The following is an 18,109-nucleotide window of genomic DNA, read 5'->3' on the forward strand; positions in this document are numbered from 1 at the left end:
GACGGCTCTGGTGGGTCCGACTCCGCGCGACCGTATCGCCGCCGAAAGCTTTTCAGCAAGAGGCTTGAAAGTAACGGAAACTGCTTTCAGGTAGCGCGGGTCGAGGCGAGGTGCCCGGCGCGCGACCACGCGCCGGGCGGTGGCTCAGCAGCTGGTCTTGCCGGCGTAGATCGCCAGGGCGGTGTTGGAGCCGAGGGTCGCGGTGAACTGGCCGGAGCCGTTGACGGTCACCGTCGTGTTGTTCTGCACGTTGCAGTACGTGCCGGCCGCGAGGGAGGTCTGGTACGTGCGGCTCAGGCTGCCCGACTCGTGGTTGATGGCGACGAAGCCCTTGGTGCCCCGGCCGAAGGCGATCGCGTCGCCCCCGTTGTCCCACCAGTTGGTGACGGCCTCACCGCGGGTGGCGTTGCGGAAGGGCACCATGCGCATGATCTCCGGCCAGGCGTGCTGGCACTTCCAGCCGTCCTGCCAACAGGCGTTGACCGTACCGCCGTTGGGCGGCCCGGCGTCGGTGGAGGAGAACTCGTAGCCGGAGTTGATGTCGGGCGCCCCGTACGGGTAGGCCAGCATGAAGACGTTGGCCATCGTGTAGGTGGCGTTGTCCTTGTAGCTGAGCGTGGAGCCGTTGCGCTCGGTGTCGTGGTTGTCGACGAAGACCCCGGCGACCGAGCTGCTCATGTACCCCCAGCCCTCGCCGTAGTTCTTGAGGTAGGCGAGGTTCTCGTTGTTGAAGACCCGCTTGAGGTCGAAGGCGTACCGGAACTCCTGGACATCCCCGTTCCCCGTGTACTCGCTCGGCTGGACGGCCTCCCCGGAGCCGTAGATGGCCTCCTGCTTCCAGTACACGGACGTGTTGCTCAGCCGGGACCTGATGTTGGCGAGGTCGGCGGCGGGGATGTGCTTGGCTGCGTCGATCCGGAACCCGTCGACGCCGTACCCGAGCAGGCTGTTCATGTATCCGGCGACGGCTGACCGGACGTAGTCCTCACCGGTGTCCAGGTCGGCGAGGGTGACGAGCTCGCAGTTCTGGACGTTGGCGCGGTTGGTGTAGTCGCTGATGGTGGCGGTGCAGTCGTCGAAGTCGAAGGAGGAGTAGAGGCCGGGGTAGTTGTACTTCGTGTACGACGAACCGCCGGTTCCCGTGCCGCTCCCCGCCGACATGTGGTTGACGACCGTGTCGACGACGACCTTGACGCCGGCCGCGTGGCAGGTGTCGACCATGCTCTTGAACGCGGTGGCATCACCGAGCCGCCCCGCGATCCGGTAACTCACCGGCTGGTACGACGTCCACCACTGCGAGCCCTGTATGTGCTCGGCGGGCGGCGAGACCTGGACGTATCCGTACCCGTTCGGCCCGAGGGTGCTGGCGCACTCCTTGGCGACGGAGGCGAAGCTCCACTCGAACAGGACGGCGGTCACGTCCTTGGTCCCGGGCGGCGACGCGTACGCGTTCCCGGCGGGCACCGCGAGCGCGATCGACGCGCCCGCCGCGAGAGCGAGCGCACCGGAGAGGGTTCTGCTGGCCATGTGTGGGGTCCTTCTCCGTTGAAGGGGTCCGAAGGATCAGTCGAAGGGCCTGGGGACCCGACGCGATCCACGCAAGATCCTTTGCTGTTTCTTGCTGCAAGATGGCTGAAAACTTTCAGCAGACAGGAAGGTACGAGTCCACTTGACGCATGGTCAACCCTCCGGACACACCTTCTTCACGCACCCGAAATCTCTTCACGGGGTGGGCTGTTGGGGCGGGACGACGTCAGGAGAGGTCGGCGAGATCCTCTCGGGTGAGGGTGACCGACCCGGCGGCGACTCGCCGACGCGGGCGCGCGGGCGCGCGGGTGCGCGGGTGCGCGGGCGCGCGGGTGCGCGGGTGCGCGGGTGCGCGGGTGCGCGGGTGCGCGGGTGCGCGGGTGCGCGGGTGCGCGGGTGCGCGGGTGCGGATCGCCGCCACCGCCCTCCCCGCCGCCGCACGGGAACTCGGCATGTCCCTGCGCACCCACCGCCGCAGGGTCGCCGAACTGCTCGACGCCCTCGACGCCGGGTCGCGGTTCCAGGCCGGGGTGCGCGCGGGTGAGCTGGGCCTGGGAAGGCACCCCTAGGACCGGCGACTTCCCAGCGCCCTTTTCCGAACGCCACCCGAGTCACGAAGTGCGGTGTACGCGGCCCACGCGTCCAGCAACGGAGGGGTCACCGAACTCCGTCGGCCGGGGCCGTGGGTGACCGCGTAGCGCACGGCCGCCGGGGTGGCGTGCGGGAAGGCCGAGAGGAGGAGGGCGACCGTACCCGTGACGAAGGGCGCCGCGGCGCTCGTACCGCTCAGGAGGAAAGGGCGGGCGTCGGGTCCGGGGCCGGGGACGCGGTCGCCGGGGGCGCCCACTCCGTGGCGGCCGATGGACGTACCCAGGTTCGACTGGGGCATGGGCCGCCCGGCGCGGTCGTAGGCGGTCACCGGGATGGCCCACGGGTGGTCGGTGAGGACGGAGGAGCCCATCCGGCCCTGGTTCCCGGCGGCGACCACGAGGATCACACCCCGGTCGACGGCGTGGTCGAGGGCCGCCTCCAGGGCGTGGTCGCGGACGCCGGAGGGCGCGGGCTGGGCCATGCTCAGGTTCACGACGTGGGCACCCGCGTCGACGATCTCCGTGAGCGCCCTGGCCAGTTCCCCGGTCCGTACGCCGGAGAGGCAGGTCGCGGGACCGCCGTCGGCCGGGCGGTCCGTGAAGAGGGGCCGGGACAGCAGGGTGCAGCGGGGGCACACGCCCCCGGCCGCGACGATGATCCCGGCCACCGCGGTGCCGTGGGCGCAGCAGACGTCGGTGCGGCGACAGCCTCCCGTACCGGCGGGCGGGCTCAGTTCCCGGACCGCCCGGCCCGCGAAGGCGGGGTGGTCCACGGCGACACGGCCGTCGATCACGCCGACGACGACCGAGGGCCGGCCGGAGGTGTGCGCCCTCAGCTGTGTGAGGCCGACCAGGTCGAACGGGTCCATGGGCACGCCCCTCCTTCCCGGCCGTGAGGTGGAGCGGCCCGGCTCCCCGCCCTGCGGGGCGGACCCGTGGACCGGACTACTGCGACAGGTACTCGGGCGGACGGCAGTCGATGAGACAGCTCTCCGTGCAGCGGTTCAGGCAGTCACCGGCTTCGTAGGAGGGCACGTCCTGGCACACGTCGGCACACGCGTGTGAGCACGCCGTCTCGCAGTGCATGTCCAGCTGCGGGTGCAACCGGTCACCGGCCTCGTCCCGCCGGGCGGGCGGGACCGGGGCTGTCGGCGCGAATCCCGGGAGAGTCATGGTGTGCCTCCCCACCAGGCGGGGTCCCGGCATCGGTCCGCCAGACAGGAGGCGTAGCACTCGTCGAACTGGTCGAGCCCTTCGCAGCGCGAGTGGCAGAGCGGTCCTTCGACCCTCTCGCAGGTGATCTCCTGGAGGTGGACGAGATCACCGGGATGCTCTTCCTCGCGGGCGAACCGCTGGGGGATCGGTCGGTCACCGGCCGCGGCGGGCGGGGGCCTCCGGGTGAATCCTGGCAGGTTCATCTCGCATCACCTGGCCCATGGTCGGATGTGGCGGAACGACGCGTGGTGGGCGGCTGTCGCGAGGTCACCACTTCTCCGAGCAGAGCTTCGTCAGGCACTTCTGCACGCACGCACGCGGGTCGTAGGCCCTCCGGCACTGGTGACGGCAGACCGGAGCCAGTTCCTCCTCGCACGTGAAGTGCTGAGGAAGGATCAGATCACCGGCGTTCGCTCCGCGTGCCGCCGGCTCGACGGCGAATCCGGGGATACGCATGTCCGTTCGCCTCTTTTCCTCTCTCGTGTCTCCCGTCGGTCACCGGGAGTAGTAGAGCTGGATCGGAGTCACTCTGAAGGGGAAGAGCCCGGCGAGACCGACCCGGACGAACCACTTCTCGGTGACATTGGTCTGGCGGTGGGTGTAGGAGAGGACGACCGTGATGACCGTCTGGGAGCCGCTGCCGAGCCGGGAGGGCCCGGCCTCCACCCCGGAGAGGGTGTAGCCCCCGTCACGCATCTCGCTGGTCTTGCGGTAGATCTCCTGCTCCCGCACCGTCAGGAAGTTCAGGGCCCGGTGGGTCGGGTCGAGGCCCGCGTTGTTGTTGAGCTGGAGCACCCGGTCGAGCACGTCTCTGGCGGTCTTCTCGAACTCCTTGCGGGACGTGTCCCTGGGCCGGTCGATCGCCTCGATCAGCTCCCTGCTGTCGAAGGACCAGATCTTCTCGACGCGGACGAGCGGGACGGACAGTCCCTGGCAGGCGCCGGGCGGCACGATCGGGCCGAGGGTGCCGACGACCACGGCGAGGTCGCGCTTGTCCCTGACCGGGCGCAGGGCCTCCACGAGGTCGTCCAGTTCGGCGGCGTCGGCGGGCTCCAGGATGTAGGTGTCGATGCCCTGGACGGACAGGACGTAGCACATCTGCCGGGCGATGTAGCGGTTCTCCGGTGCGGACAGGACGCGGTGGAACGCGTCGGCGTCGGTGGCGTCGCGGCTCCCGTCGGCGTCCGCCACCTGGAAGAACTCGTGCTGGACGGAGAGATCGGGGAACACGGCGTGCACCCGGCCCAGGACGTAGACGTAGCCGGGGGCGGTGTCGCCGCCGGTTCCCCCGCCGCCGTGGGAGCCGGCCTCGGCACAGCCGCAACAGGCCTGCGTGACGGTGGACTCGACGGGCGCGGGGAGGGAGGTCTCGGGATCGAGCGTCGGCGTGGCCGCGGGCGGTGCGGATCGCGTCTCGGCCTCCGCCGGAGAACCCATGACGGTGACGGGGTCGGTGATCTCGGGGTCCATAGGTCACTCCTCACGCACGCTCTGTCGGGCTCTCGGCCCGGAGCGGGTCGCGCACCGGGCGCTCTGTCGGACTCTCGGCCCGGAGCCGGCGGCGCGGCGGGGCCGCCTGGTCGTGCACGCGCCGTACGCGTGCACGCGCCGTGCGCGGTGCCTCAGCGGTCCCGTCCGCCGCCGATCGTCGCCCACCGGTTCAGTGCCTCGGCCCTGCGTCCGCAGCCGCCGCAGGGCCGGATCCCCACCGCCGTGGTCACCCGGGCGACGGCGTCGCCCAGCCCGACCTCCGTACCCTCGCGACCTTCGCGCGCGAAGCCGGGGAGACGGACCCGGTGGCGCGGCCCGTCCTGACGGCGGGAGTCGCGGGAGTCGTCCGCCGCCGGTTCCCCGGCCGTACTCCGGCTGCTCGTTGCACCGTCAACCATGTCGCTCACATCCCGGTGTTGACGCTCTCGCTGCGGCGCCCCCGACGCGTCCCGCTCCTTTCCACTGTCCTCCTGAGGCGCCTCGGTCGCACGCTGACCGGACAGGGGTGCGGCGAGGCGTACAGGAGGTCGACCGGCAGGGCCCGCCGCCCCGAACCGGGCGGCGGGCCCTGCCAGTCGACGGCGGACGCACCGCGGTCGGCGTCCCTACGGGTTCCTCAGGCGGTCGTCCACCACACGGTCGTGTCCCCCGGCAGCTTCGCCTCGTCCTCGGCCACGGTCACCTCTGCGCTGGCGACCAGGACACGGCCGTACGCGGGGATCGTGACGGCCTCGCCGGTCGTGTTCGCCACGCACACGAACTCCCCTCGGCGGAAGGCGAGGACACCCGTGGGGGCCTTCAGCCACTCGACCGAGTCGCCCGCGCCGAGGCCGGGCTCCTCGCGGCGGACGGACAGGGCGGTGCGGTAGAGCTCCAGGGTCGAGTCCGCCGCCCCCGTCTGGGCCTCGATGCTCAGGTCGCCCCACTCGGAGGGCTGCGGCAGCCAGGAGCCGCCCCCGCCGAAGCCGTACGACGATCCTGTGCGGGTCCACGGGATCGGGACCCGGCAGCCGTCGCGGAAGCCGTCCTGGCCGGCGCCTCGGAAGTAGGCCGGGTCCTGGCGGACCTCGTCCGGGAGGTCGACGACGTCCGGGAGGCCCAGTTCCTCGCCCTGGTAGACGTACGCCGAGCCCGGGAGCGCCAGCATCAGCAGGGAGGCCGCACGGGCACGACGCAGCCCCAGTTCGCGGTCGCCCGCCAGCCGGATCTGCGTGCCCAGGCCGGGTTCGTTCGCGAAGCGGGTCGCGTGTCGGGTCACGTCGTGGTTCGACAGGACCCAGGTGGCGGGGGCGTTCACCGGGCGCATCGCGTCCAGGGTGCGGTCGATGACGGCCTTCAGCTCCGCCGCGTCCCAGTCCGTGCCCAGGTACTGGAAGTTGAAGGCCTGGTGGAGCTCGTCCGGGCGGACGTAGTTCGCGGTGCGTTCGACGGTCGGGGTCCAGGCCTCCGCCACGAAGATGCGGTCACCCGCGTACTCGTCCAGGACCCGGCGCCACTCGCGGTAGATCGCGTGCACGCCGTCCTGGTCGAAGAACGGCATGACATCGTTGCCCAGCAGCTTCACCTGGTCGTGGGCGCCCAGGTCCGGGAGGCCGTCCGCCTTCACCAGGCCGTGGGCGACGTCGATACGGAAGCCGTCCACGCCCATGTCGAGCCAGAAGCGGAGGACGGAGCGGAACTCGTCGCCGACCGCCGGGTGGTCCCAGTTGAAGTCGGGCTGCTCCGGGGCGAAGAGGTGCAGATACCACTCGCCCGGGGTGCCGTCCGGTTCCGTGACCCGTGTCCACGCCGGGCCACCGAAGATGGACTCCCAGTCGTTGGGCGGGAGTTCGCCGGTCGCGCCCTTCCCGGGGCGGAAGTGGTAGCGCTCCCGCAGGGGCGAGCCCGCGCCTTCGGCCACCGCCCGCCTGAACCACTCGTGCTGGTCGGAGGAGTGGTTGGGGACCAGGTCGACGATGATCCGCAGGCCCAGCTCGTGCGCGTCGCGGATCAGCGCGTCGGCGTCGAGGAGATTGCCGAACATGGGGTCGACGGCGCGGTAGTCGGCGACGTCGTAACCGGCGTCGGCCTGGGGGGAGGCGTAGAAGGGGCTGAGCCATACGGCGTCGATGCCGAGGTCGCGCAGGTACGGGAGTCGGGAACGTACGCCCTCCAGGTCGCCCATGCCGTCGCCGTTGCTGTCGGCGAAGCTGCGCGGATAGACCTGGTAGATCACCGCGTCGCGCCACCAGTCGCTGCGCTGGGCGACGGTGGCGACGGCGGAGGTCGGGTCCGTGTCGGCGGAGTGCTGCTGGCTCATGGCGTCCTTGGTGCGTAAGGGAGTCATCGGGTCAGAGGTAGATACGGGACGGGTGACAGAGGCGGCCGCGGTGTCAGCGGGGTCTGGGGGTCCCCCCGGCCGGAGGCTGGGGGAGGGCACCGCGGCCGCCACCCGCGCCCCGAGGGGGCGCGGGGAACTGTGCGACCGGCCACGACGGGAGCCGCGGACAAGCGACGGCCCATCGCGGCTCAACCGGCGGTCAGCCCTTCGTGCCGCCCGCGGTCAGGCCGGTCACCAGGTTCTTCTGCACGAGGTAGAAGAACGCGGAGACGGGGATCGCGACCAGGACCGCGGTGGCGGCCATCAGGTTGCGCTGGGCGTCGTGTTCGCTGACGAAGCTCTGCAGACCGACGGCGAAGGTGTACTTCGTGTCGGACAGCATGAACGTCGAGGCGAAGGCGACCTCCCCGAACGCGGTGATGAAGCTGTAGAACGCGGCGACCGCGAGGCCCGGCTTGGCGAGCGGCAGGATCAGCCGTGCGAACGTGCCGAAGGGGGTCAGCCCGTCGACGCGTCCCGCCTCGTCGATCTCGAACGGGATCGTGTCGAAATAGCCCTTGAGCAGCCAGGCACAGTACGGCACGGCCGTCGAGCAGTAGACGAGGATGAGTCCAAGGTAGCTGTCGATGAGCTTCAGTTCCGACAAAATCTCGTACATCGGCACCATCAGTACGGCTACCGGGAACATCTGCGTGACCAGGAGCACCCACATGAACTTCCGATAGCCCGGGAAGCGCATGCGGGAGACCGCGTAGCCGGTGGTCGCCGCGATCAGCACCCCGATGACGGTGGTGCCGAGCGAGACGACGAGGGTGCTGACCAGCCAGTCGAAGAACGGTGTCTCCTGGAGCACGTACGAGTAGTTGGCAAATGTCATCTTGCCGAAGATGCGCCCGGGATGCAGGTAATCGTCCTTGTCCGGGCCGAGGGACAGGAACAGCAGCCAGGCGATCGGGAACAGCGCCACCAGGCTCGCCACGACGAGGATCGCGTGGGAGGCGAGGGAGCCGGCGAGGCTGTTCTCGCCCCGTCGCCGGGTCCTGGGCGCCGACGGGGTCCGCGCGCGGGGCCCGCCGTCCTCGGGAGCCGTGGTCTTGACGGTCGTGGTGCTCATGGGGGCTCCTGCCTCAGATCGCGAGCTGCTGCTCATCGCGGTTCAGCCAGCGGCGGTAGAAGGAGGTGAAGACGATCAGGATGGCCAGCAGCAGGATGCCGTAGGCCGCCGACTGCGCGAAGTCACGCGGCTGCTGCCCGAAGCCGAGGTAGTACGCCCAGGTCACGAGGATCTGTGCCTCGGGCGCGGTGTCGCCGAACAGCAGGAAGATGACGGCGAACTGGTTGAAGGTCCAGATGACGCCGAGGAGTACGACGGTGGAGCTGACGGACCTCAGACCCGGCAGGGTGACGTAGCGGAAACGCTGCCAGGCGCTCGCGCCGTCCATCTCGGCCGCCTCGTAGAGAGAGGAGTCGATGGACTGCAGTCCGCCGAGCAGCGAGACCATCATGAACGGCACACCGCACCACGTGTTCACCATGATCGCGGCGAACCGCTGCCAGAAGGTGTCCTCCAGCCACAGCGGGGCCGGCAGGTGCAGCGCTTCGAGGGCGGCGTTGATGACACCGCCGTCGGCGAGCATGAAGCGCCAGCCGAAGACGGTGACGAAGGTGGGCACGGCCCACGGCAGGACCAGGATCAGCCGGTAGAAGGTGCGGCCGCGCAGCTTCTGGTTGAGCAGCAGCGCGAGGCCGAGGCCGATGACGTAGTGCAGGGCGACACAGAGGGCGGTCCAGACGATCGTCCAGACGAAGTGCGACCAGAAGCGGTCGTACGCGGTCGGGCCCCACAGGATGTCGGCGTAGTTGTCGAAGCCGATGAACTCGTAGGTGGCCTCGATGCGGTTGACGCCGATCGTGCGCGCCGAGTTGAGGCTGTTGGCGTTGGTGAGGGTGAGATAGAAGCCGCGCGCCAGCGGATACAGCACCAGGACGCCGAGCACGACGACCACCGGGGCGATCATCGCGTACGCGTACCAGTACCGCTGGTACGACTGCCTCAGACGCGTCAGCCTGCCCGGGCGCCCGCCCGGTTCACCTCGGCGCTTGCCGGTCGCTCGGTCGATGGCGACTGTCATCGTTCGACACCTTCTGGAAGATCAGGGGCTGGGCTGGGCTGGGGACAGGCCGGTGACCGCCGCGTCCGTCACCCGGTGGAACGCGGGTGGGGACGCGGCGGCCACTCGGGGTCACTTGCTGTAGTCCGGGACCAGCTTGGCGATCGCGGTCTCCGCGTCGCCGAGGCCCTTGTCGAGGGACTTCTTGCCGCCGGCGATCGCGAGCAGCTCGGTGTCGAGCGGGCCCCACAGGGAGCTGTACTCGGGCAGCTCGGGGCGCGGCTGGGCGGCGGCGAGCACGGTCTGGTAGCCGGCGATGCCCGGGTCGGCCTTGACCTCGGTGGTGTAGGCGTCGTCGCGGGTGGGCAGCGTGGAGTTCTTCAGGGCGATGGTCTCCTGGGACTTCGCCGAGGTCATGAAGTTGACGAACTTCAGCGACGCCTCCTGCTTCGCCTTGTCCGAGCCGGCGTAGACGGAGAGGTTGTGGCCGCCGGTCGGGGCGCCCGCCGTGCCGGTGGAGCCGGCCGGGACGGTGGCGATGCCCAGGTTGGCCTTGTCCTTGAACGCCGAGCCCTTGTAGAAGTTCGTGATCTCCCACGGGCCCTGGACGATCGAGGCGACCTTGCCGTTGACGAAGGCGTCCTGGATGTGGGCGTAGGCGTCGGCGGTGGTGTCCGCCTTGTGCAGGCCCTTGCCGTCGAAGAGGTCCAGCCAGGTGCCGTACGCCTTCTTGGCCTCGGCGGAGCCGACGGTGATCTTCTTGGCGGCGACGTCGACGGTGTCGCTGCCCTCGCCGTACAGGAAGGACTGGGCGTAGTAGGCCTGGGTGGAGCCCCAGTAGCCGTCGACGCCGGTCTCGTCCTTGACGGTGGCGGCGGCCTTCTTCAGGTCGTCCCAGCTCTTGGGGGCCTCGGTGATGCCGGCCTTCTCGAAGAGGTCCTTGTTGTAGACCAGCGCGAGGGTGTCGGTGACGAACGGGACGCCGTAGGTCTTGCCGTCGTACTGGGCCTGCTTGATCAGGTTGGGCTGGAACGCGTCCTGGTCCTTGAGGGCCTCGGTGCCGTCCAGCGGCAGGAAGAAGCCCTTCTTGGCGAAGGCGGGCGTCCAGCCGACCTCGGAGCGCAGGATGTCCGGGGCGCCCGTGGCACCGGCGGCGGTGTCGAACTTGTTCTGCGCCTGATCGAAGGGCACGTTGACGTACTTGACCTTGATGTCCTCGTGGGCGGCCTCGAACTCCTTGACCAAGGCCTTGTACGTCGGCGCCTCATTGGTGGCGTTGGAGGTGTCCCACCAGGTGATGGTGACCGGACCGTCGGCCGAGTCGCCGCTGTCGCTTCCGCCGCAGGCCGTCGCCGTGAGGGCGATCGACGCCACCAGCGCGGTGGCCGCTATGCCACGCCGCATGAGATCTCCTTGAGGGTGAAAGCCCGTGTGCTGGGAGGGAGGCCCCGTCTGCCGTCCCTGCCGAGTGCCGGCGCGCCGTTGCCGCCGCCGGGCGTGGCCGAACGTAACAGCGATGTAAGCCGGACGAAAGACCTTGCTGCAAAAAAATGCAAGAACCGGTGATGGTTACTCCGCCGTGACCCGCTCTCGACCACCCCGAAACCCGGCATCCGGGCCGCTCAACGGGGTGCGGGGCGACCATGAAAGACTCTGCAAGCTCTTGCCACGACGCGCGCGTACGGCAATCATCACTCCGTCAGCCTCTTGCGGATTGCGGAAGCCACCCCTTTCCGCGCAGGGGCGCCCCCACGGACACCGACGAGAATCACGAGGGACCGCGATGACGCAGCAGCCCGCAGCGGGCCGCACCCCCGCCCGCCCCCGGCGCCGGGCCGGTGGGCAAGCGCAGGCCCGGCCGGTACAGTCCAGTGCTGTGACCACACGGCTTGCCGACATCGCAGCCCAGGCGGGGGTCAGCGAGGCGACTGTCAGCCGCGTCCTGAACGGGAAGCCGGGCGTCGCCGCCACCACTCGCCAGTCCGTTCTGGCCGCCCTCGACGTCCTGGGCTACGAGCGGCCCGTACGGCTGCGCCAGCGCAGCGCCGGCCTGGTGGGCCTCATAACCCCGGAGCTGGAGAACCCCATATTCCCGGCCCTGGCCCAGGTCATCGGCCAGGCGCTGACCCGGCAGGGCTACACCCCGGTCCTCGCCACCCAGACCCCCGGCGGATCGACGGAGGACGAGCTGACGGAGATGCTCGTCGACCGGGGCGTCGCCGGCATCATCTTCGTCTCCGGTCTGCACGCCGACACCTCGGCCGACATGCAGCGCTACGAGCAACTGCGCGCCCAGGGCGTGCCGTTCGTCCTCGTCGACGGGTTCTCTCCGAAGGTGCAGGCCCCCTTCATCTCGCCGGACGACCGGGCGGCGATGGCCCTCGCGGTGACGCACCTGGTGTCACTGGGGCACACGCGGATAGGTCTGGCCCTGGGCCCCAAGCGCTTCGTGCCGGTCCAGCGCAAGATCGAGGGCTTCGTCCGGACGATGCAGGACCAGTTGGGCCTGGCGGCCGCGGCCGTGGAGTCCGAGTTCGTCCAGCACTCCCTGTACACCCTGGAGGGCGGCCAGGCGGCGGCCCTGGCGCTCATCGACCGGGACTGTACGGCGGTGGTGTGCGCGAGCGACATGATGGCGCTGGGCGCGATCCGGGCGGCCCGGCAGCGGGGCCTTCAGGTGCCGCAGGACGTCTCGGTCGTCGGCTTCGACGACTCCCCCCTGATCGCCTTCACCGATCCCCCGCTGACGACGGTCCGCAAGCCGGTGCCGGCGATGGGGCAGGCGGCGGTGCGTACGCTGCTGGAGGAGATCGGCGGGACTCCGGCGCCGCACAGTGAGTTCGTGTTCATGCCGGAGCTGGTGGTGCGGGGGTCGACCGCTTCGGCTCCTGGGGACCGGTCTCGTACCTGAGACGGAGAGAACGGGGAACGATGCCATACGTGCGTAGGAGATGTCCCTCCGTGGTACCCCGACGAACGTGCGTGATGAACCCGACCAGAGGATGATCGGTGGGGAACGGCTTATCTGGCAGACTCTGTGCCCATGGGTGACTCAACCGTGACGACACTGGAGGAAGGCCGGGAGCAGGCCGCTCCGCGCTCCGTCACGGACGGGCCGGAGCCGGGGGCGCTGCACCGGCTGAGGGCTCCGCGACGCCCGCGCTTCTGGTTCGAGATCCTTCTGATCGCGGTGAGTTACTGGACGTACTCCCTGATCCGCAACGCGGTCCCCGAGCAGAGGACGCAGGCGCTCAGCAACGCCGACTGGATCTGGAAGGTGGAGCACCACCTCGGGATCGCGGTCGAGGAGACGATCAACCACTCCGTGAACTCGGTGACATGGCTGATCGTCGGCATGAACTACTACTACGCGACCCTGCACTTCATCGTCACGCTCAGTGTCCTCGTGTGGCTCTACCGTAGTCACCCGGGTCGTTACGCGGCGACGCGTCTGGTGCTCTTCGCCACGACCGCCGTGGCCCTCGTCGGCTACTACTTCTACCCGCTGGCCCCGCCCCGCCTGATGACGGGCGAGCACTTCATCGACACGGTCGTCGTCCACCAGACCTGGGGCTCCATGGCCTCCGGCGACCTGAAGAACATGTCGAACCAGTACGCCGCGATGCCGTCCATGCACATCGGCTGGTCGCTCTGGTGCGGCCTGACGATCTTCGCGCTGGCGTCGGTGCCGTGGGTCCGGGTGCTGGGCCTGCTCTACCCCGCGCTGACGCTCGTCGTGATCGTCGCCACCGCCAACCACTTCTGGCTGGACGCGGTGGGCGGCATGATGTGCCTCGCCTTCGGCTTCGGGGTGGCCCGGCTCTGGTACGGGACACTGCCGTACGCGCTGCCGCGCCAGGTGGCGGGGAGTGCCGGGCCGACGGAGCCGGCGCCGGTCAAGGTGTAGCGCCGCGGTCGGGTGCCGCCTGCCGCGGACCCGTGGCGTGGGCGGCGTCCCGCAGCGCCCTGACGAAGGTCCCCAGGGCCGGCTGCGGTGGAGCCGTCTCCCGTACGGCCACGTGGATGGAGCGCCGGGGTTCCGGGTCGGCGAGGCGTCGTACGACGAGGTCCGGATGGCGGCTGCCCAGGCCGAGCCCGGGGATCAGGCCGACGCCCAGTCCGGCGGCGACGAAGCCCTGTGCGGTGGTGTAGTCCTCGCTCTCCACCACGAACCTGGGCCGGAAGCCGGCCTCGGCGCACGCCTCCAGCTGGGCGTCCAGGCAGGGCCCCGGCCACTCGCTGCCGACCCATGGCTCGTCGGCGAGGTCGGACAGGTGCAGGGCGGGCCGGTCGGCGAGGGGGTGCGTGGCGGGCAGTACGGCGAAGTAGGTGTCGTCGAGCAGGTGCAGCAGCCGTACGCCCTCGGGGTCGGCCCCGCGCGGCCGTACGACGAGCGCGAGGTCCGCGCGGCCCTCCTTGACGGCCGGGAGCGGGTCGTCGGGGTCGATGAGCCCCAGCTCGATCCGGACGCCGGGGTGCTCGGCGCGCAGCCGGGCGACGGCGGGAGCCACCAGGGAGGCACCGGCCGTGGCGAAGTACCGCACGGCGAGCCGTCCCGTGCGTCCCGCCCGCAGGTCGGCCAGCGCGGTCTCCGCCTCCGCGACCTGCCGGCCGATCGTGCCGGCGTACTCGGTGAGCAGCAGCCCGGCCGCCGTGGGCCGCACCCCGCGCCCGACGCGCTCCAGCAGCGCGATCCCGGCCTCCTTCTCCAGCGCCGCGACCTGCTGACTGATCGCGGACGGGGTGTAGCCGAGGGCGGTCGCGGCCGCCGTCACCGAGCCACTGGTCACCACGGTCCTGAGCACCTGCATCCGCCGCACATCGAGCATGTAGACCAGCTTAAAGGTATATGCATAATTCTTCGCTTGTCCTTATGTGTCCTGGTGCCGGACCGTGGAGCGCATGCCTCTCGCGTCCACCCTTCGCATGGCCGTCCTCGCCCTCCTCTGGGGCTCCGGCTTCCTCTGGATCAAGCTCGCCCTCAACCACGGCCTGTCGCCGCTCCAGATCACGGTCGCCCGGTGCGCTCTGGGCGCCGGGGTGCTGCTGGCCCTGGCCCTCGCCGCGCGTCAGCGCCTGCCGCGCGACCGGCGGACCTGGGGCCATCTGCTGGTGGCGGCCTTCTTCTGCAACGCCCTGCCCTTCGCGCTCTTCAGCATCGGCGAGCAGACCGTCGACTCGGGCACGGCGGGTGTCCTCAACGCGACGACCCCCCTGTGGGCCCTCCTCCTCGGCCTCCTCCTCGGCACCGACCGCCCCCTCTCCCCCGCGCGCCTCACCGGACTGCTGCTCGGCTTCACCGGAGTCCTGCTGATCTTCGCTCCCTGGCAGCGGGCGGGACTGATGACCGGGGGTGCGCTCGCCCTGCTCGGGGCCGCCGTCAGCTATGCGGTGGCCTTCGCGTACATGGGCCGGCATCTGACGGGGCGCGACGCTCCGCTCGCGGTCTCCGCCGCGCAGCTTCTCACCGCGACGGGGTGGGCGGGCCTGGCGCTGCCCGCCGGGGGCTCTGGCGGGACCGGAGCGGACCTGACCGCGCTGATCGCGGTGACCGTCCTGGGGATCTTCGGAACAGGGGTGACCTTCTACCTCAACTACCGCCTGATCGCGGACGAGGGGGCGACGAGCGCGGCGACGGTCGGCTATCTGCTGCCGGTCGTGTCGGTCGCCCTGGGTTCGCTGTTCCTCGACGAACGGGTCGGGCCCCGGGTGATCGCGGGGATGGTCGTGGTCCTGGCGGGCGTGGCGCTGACCCGCCCCCGGCGGGCGGCGAAGTGCCTCACGCCCCGTAGAACAACTCCTCCACCACACCCCGAGCCCGCCGGGTGATCCGGCGGTAGTCGTCGAGCATGTCGCCCACATGTCCGGGGCCGTACCCCAAGTACCGGCCCACGGCGGCGAGTTCGCGGCCGTCGGAGGGGAACGTGTCGCCGGCCCGGCCTCGTACGAGCATCACGGCGTTGCGTACGCGGGTGGCCAGGACCCAGGCCTCGTCCAGTATGGCCGCGTTCTCCGCGCTCACCAGGTCGGCCGCGTGCGCTGCGGCCAGGGCCTCGCGGGTGCGGGTCGTGCGGAGGCCCGACTCGCGCCAGCCGTGCCGGAGTTGGAAGAGCTGGACGGTCCATTCGACATCGGACAGCCCGCCGCGTCCGAGCTTGGTGTGGAGGGTCGGGTCGGCGCCGCGTGGCATGCGCTCCGACTCCATACGGGCCTTCAGGCGCCGGATCTCGCGTACGGCGTCGTCGCCGAGTCCGTCCGCCGGATAGCGGAGCGGATCGATGAGGTCGATGAAACGGCGGCCCAACTCATCGTCCCCGGCGACGGGTTCGGCGCGCAGCAGGGCCTGCGACTCCCATCCCAGGGACCAGCGGCGGTAGTAGGCCTCGTACGACTTCAGCGTCCGTACGAGGGGCCCGGACTTGCCCTCGGGCCGGAGGTCCGCGTCGATGAGGAGGGGCGGGTCGGCGCTCGGGATCTGGAGCAGGCGGCGCATCTCGGAGACGACCGCGTTCGCGGCGCGGGCCGACTCCTGTTCGTCGGCGCCCTCCCTCGGCTCGTGCACGAACAGGACGTCGGCGTCGGAGCCGTAGCCCAGTTCGTGGCCGCCGAAGCGGCCCATGCCGATGACGGCGAAGCGGGTGGGGAGGGTGTCGCCCCACCGGTCGCGGACCACGGCCCGCAGGGTGCCCGCGAGGGTCGCGGCCGTGAGGTCGGAGACCGCGCCGCCCACCAGGTCGACGAGGGCGCCCTGGTCGGCGGTCACCGGGGACGCCTCGGTGCCGTACGAACCGACGATGTCCATGGCGGCCGTACGGAAGAGTTCGCGGCGGCGGACGCCACGCGCGGCCGTGACGGCCTGCTGGGCGCCGTCGGCGCGGCCCACGGCGGCGAGGATCTCCTGTTCCAGGTGGGCGCGTTCGCGGGGTTCGAGCCCTCCGGCGCCACCGGCGACACCGTCCCCGTCGCCGAGGAGGGAGACGGCCTCGGGGGCGCGCATGAGGAGGTCGGGGGCCAGGCGCCCGGCGGAGAGCACGCGCGCCAGGTTCTCCGCGGCGGCGCCTTCGTCACGCAACAGCCGTAGGTACCAAGGGGTTTTGCCGAGGGCGTCCGAGACCTTGCGGAAGTTGAGGAGTCCGGCGTCGGGGTTGGCGGAGTCCGCGAACCAGCCCAACAGGACGGGCAGAAGGGTGCGTTGGATGGCCGCCTTGCGCGAGACACCGGAGGCCAGGGCCTCCAGGTGACGGAGGGCGGCGGCCGGATCCGCGTAGCCGAGGGCGACGAGGCGCTCGCGGGCCGCGTCGGCGCTCAACCTGGTTTCACCGGGGGCGAGTTGGGCGGCCGCGTCGAGGAGCGGGCGGTAGAAGAGTTTCTCGTGCAGACGCCGTACGACCGCCGCGTGGCGGCGCCACTCGCGGTTCAGCTCGGCGACCGGATCGGTGCGCAGCCCGAGTGAACGGCCGATGCGCCGCAGGTCGTTGTCGTCCTCGGGCACGAGGTGGGTGCGGCGCAGGCGGTAGAGCTGGATGCGGTGTTCCATGGACCGCAGGAAGCGGTACGCGGCGTCGAGTTGGGCCGCGTCCGTCCGTCCCACGTACCCGCCGGCGGCGAGCGCGCCCAGCGCGTCGAGCGTGGTCCCGCTGCGCAGCGAGGTGTCGCCGCGCCCGTGCACCAGCTGAAGCAGTTGCACGGCGAACTCGACGTCCCTCAACCCACCCGGCCCGAGCTTGAGTTGACGGTCGACCTCGGAGGCCGGGATGTTCTCCACGACCCGGCGCCGCATGCGCTGCACGTCGGGGACGAAGTTCTCCCGCTCGGCCGCCTTCCAGACGAGCGGTTCGAGCGCGGCGACGTACTCCTCGCCGAGTTCGAGGTCCCCCGCGACCGGCCGGGCCTTGAGCAGCGCCTGGAACTCCCAGGTCTTCGCCCACCGCTGGTAGTACGCGAGGTGGCTGCTGAGCGTGCGGACGAGCGGGCCGTTGCGCCCCTCCGGGCGCAGATTCGCGTCGACGGGCCAGATGCTGCCCTCGACCGTCGTCTCGGAGCAGATCCGCATCATGTGCGAGGCGAGACGGGTGGCGGCCCGGATCGCCTTCTGCTCGTCGGCGCCGTCCGCGGTCTCCCCGACGAAGATGACGTCGACGTCGGAGACGTAGTTCAGCTCGTGGCCGCCGCACTTGCCCATCGCGATCACCGAGAGCCGGCACTGCGCCGCGTCCTCCGGCGCGGCGGCGCGGGCGATCGCGAGGGCGGCACGGAGCGTGGCGGTGGCGAGGTCGGCGAGTTCTGCCGCGGCCTGGGCGACGTCGGTCGTCCCGCAGACGTCACGGGCGGCGATGGAGAGCAGACAGCGGCGGTACGCGACGCGCAGCGAGACGGGGTCGGTGGCCTCCGCGAGCCCCCGCTCGAACTCCTCGACGCCCGGATGCAGGTCCTGCGCCTCGTACGTCACGAGCGCCTGCCAGTCCTGCGCGTGCCGGGCCAGATGGTCGCCGAGCGCGGCGGACGCGCCGAGCACCCCCAGCAGCCGGTCCCGCAGCGGCTTGGCCGCTATCAACGTGTCCAGCACCGCCTGCCGGGCCGTACGGTCCGGCTGCGCCTCCAGCAGCCGTACGAGGCCCAGCAGGGCGAGGTTCGGATCGGCGGTCGCCCCCAGCGCGTCCAGCAGCACCGGATCGTTCCGCACGCCCGACAGCTCGGCGCTGTCCAGCAGCCGCTCGGCGGCGCTGGGATCGGTGAAACCGTGCCGCAGCAGTCGCGAAAAGGTGCTGCTCCTGCGCCCCGGCGCCGTCATCCCAGGCCTCCCGTCGGATCGAGCCCGCTCATCCGCTCACCCGATCGCCCGACTCCACCGGTCA

The 18,109-nt window shown here is 70.8% G+C and carries 16 protein-coding genes and 1 pseudogene; 4 read left to right on the forward strand and 13 right to left on the reverse strand.

Going from position 1 to position 18,109, the window contains the following annotated elements:
* Positions 1-144: 144 nt before the first annotated feature.
* Positions 145-1,527, reverse strand: coding sequence for an alpha-amylase (locus OG202_RS14295; protein ID WP_328222828.1), 1,383 nt, complete (start codon positions 1,525-1,527; stop codon positions 145-147).
* A 431-nt stretch (positions 1,528-1,958) separates the two neighbouring features.
* Here OG202_RS14295 and OG202_RS14300 point away from each other — a divergent pair.
* Positions 1,959-2,096: pseudogene (locus OG202_RS14300) on the forward strand (DNA-binding response regulator); the annotation flags it as partial.
* On the opposite strand, the gene OG202_RS14305 reads toward OG202_RS14300, so the two are convergent.
* The 10 genes from OG202_RS14305 to OG202_RS14350 all read right to left on the reverse strand — a co-directional run bounded on the left by OG202_RS14305 (position 2,093) and on the right by OG202_RS14350 (position 10,658).
* The gene (locus OG202_RS14305; protein WP_327730097.1) at positions 2,093-2,986 is read right to left on the reverse strand and encodes a S8 family peptidase; all 894 of its coding nucleotides are present in this window, start codon (positions 2,984-2,986) and stop codon (positions 2,093-2,095) included. The pseudogene OG202_RS14300 and the gene OG202_RS14305 overlap by 4 nt on opposite strands.
* A 76-nt stretch (positions 2,987-3,062) precedes the next feature.
* Positions 3,063-3,290: a hypothetical protein gene (locus tag OG202_RS14310; RefSeq protein WP_326583299.1), complete on the reverse strand. Its 228-nt coding sequence runs from the start codon at positions 3,288-3,290 to the stop codon at positions 3,063-3,065.
* Positions 3,287-3,535: a hypothetical protein gene (locus OG202_RS14315; RefSeq protein WP_327730095.1), complete on the reverse strand. Its 249-nt coding sequence runs from the start codon at positions 3,533-3,535 to the stop codon at positions 3,287-3,289. The genes OG202_RS14310 and OG202_RS14315 overlap by 4 nt, the downstream gene beginning before the upstream one ends.
* A 64-nt stretch (positions 3,536-3,599) precedes the next feature.
* Positions 3,600-3,788 (reverse strand): hypothetical protein, encoded by a 189-nt coding sequence (locus OG202_RS14320; RefSeq protein ID WP_326583298.1) that lies wholly within the window; start codon positions 3,786-3,788, stop codon positions 3,600-3,602.
* A 39-nt stretch (positions 3,789-3,827) separates the two neighbouring features.
* A complete protein-coding gene (locus OG202_RS14325) occupies positions 3,828-4,802 on the reverse strand; it encodes a hypothetical protein (protein WP_327730094.1) in 975 nt (324 codons plus the stop codon).
* Positions 4,803-4,954: 152 nt separating this feature from the next.
* Positions 4,955-5,221, reverse strand: a complete 267-nt coding sequence (locus tag OG202_RS14330) for a hypothetical protein (protein WP_326583296.1) — start codon at positions 5,219-5,221, stop codon at positions 4,955-4,957.
* A gap of 218 nt (positions 5,222-5,439) precedes the next feature.
* Positions 5,440-7,122, reverse strand: coding sequence for a glycoside hydrolase family 13 protein (locus OG202_RS14335; RefSeq protein WP_327730093.1), 1,683 nt, complete (start codon positions 7,120-7,122; stop codon positions 5,440-5,442).
* Between the two features lie 220 nt (positions 7,123-7,342).
* Positions 7,343-8,257, reverse strand: coding sequence for a sugar ABC transporter permease (locus OG202_RS14340; RefSeq protein ID WP_327730092.1), 915 nt, complete (start codon positions 8,255-8,257; stop codon positions 7,343-7,345).
* 13 nt (positions 8,258-8,270) lie between these two features.
* Positions 8,271-9,275, reverse strand: a complete 1,005-nt coding sequence (locus OG202_RS14345; RefSeq protein WP_327730091.1) for a carbohydrate ABC transporter permease — start codon at positions 9,273-9,275, stop codon at positions 8,271-8,273.
* A gap of 111 nt (positions 9,276-9,386) precedes the next feature.
* Positions 9,387-10,658 carry an extracellular solute-binding protein gene (locus OG202_RS14350; protein ID WP_326583292.1) on the reverse strand — a complete coding sequence of 424 codons (1,272 nt, stop codon included), beginning with the start codon at positions 10,656-10,658 and terminating at the stop codon, positions 9,387-9,389.
* A gap of 472 nt (positions 10,659-11,130) precedes the next feature.
* Between OG202_RS14350 and OG202_RS14355 the strand changes: the two genes are divergently transcribed.
* Together OG202_RS14355 and OG202_RS14360 are read left to right on the forward strand one after the other, a co-directional pair.
* Positions 11,131-12,165 carry a LacI family DNA-binding transcriptional regulator gene (locus tag OG202_RS14355; protein ID WP_326583291.1) on the forward strand — a complete coding sequence of 345 codons (1,035 nt, stop codon included), beginning with the start codon at positions 11,131-11,133 and terminating at the stop codon, positions 12,163-12,165.
* Between the two features lie 132 nt (positions 12,166-12,297).
* A complete protein-coding gene (locus OG202_RS14360) occupies positions 12,298-13,161 on the forward strand; it encodes a phosphatase PAP2 family protein (RefSeq protein ID WP_327730090.1) in 864 nt (287 codons plus the stop codon).
* Here the strand turns inward: OG202_RS14360 and OG202_RS14365 are convergent.
* Positions 13,151-14,083 (reverse strand): LysR family transcriptional regulator, encoded by a 933-nt coding sequence (locus tag OG202_RS14365; RefSeq protein WP_326583289.1) that lies wholly within the window; start codon positions 14,081-14,083, stop codon positions 13,151-13,153. The two genes, OG202_RS14360 and OG202_RS14365, sit on opposite strands and share 11 nt — an antisense overlap.
* Before the next feature lie 73 nt (positions 14,084-14,156).
* Between OG202_RS14365 and OG202_RS14370 the strand changes: the two genes are divergently transcribed.
* Positions 14,157-15,083 carry a DMT family transporter gene (locus OG202_RS14370; RefSeq protein WP_327730088.1) on the forward strand — a complete coding sequence of 309 codons (927 nt, stop codon included), beginning with the start codon at positions 14,157-14,159 and terminating at the stop codon, positions 15,081-15,083.
* On the opposite strand, the gene OG202_RS14375 is transcribed toward OG202_RS14370, so the two are convergent.
* The gene (locus OG202_RS14375) at positions 15,034-18,045 is read right to left on the reverse strand and encodes a bifunctional [glutamine synthetase] adenylyltransferase/[glutamine synthetase]-adenylyl-L-tyrosine phosphorylase (RefSeq protein WP_327730087.1); all 3,012 of its coding nucleotides are present in this window, start codon (positions 18,043-18,045) and stop codon (positions 15,034-15,036) included. The genes OG202_RS14370 and OG202_RS14375 overlap by 50 nt on opposite strands.
* Between the last annotated feature and the right edge of the window lie 64 nt (positions 18,046-18,109).

Origin of the sequence: Streptomyces sp. NBC_00310 (assembly GCF_036208085.1) — a bacterium.
Classification (GTDB): Bacteria; Actinomycetota; Actinomycetes; order Streptomycetales; family Streptomycetaceae; genus Streptomyces.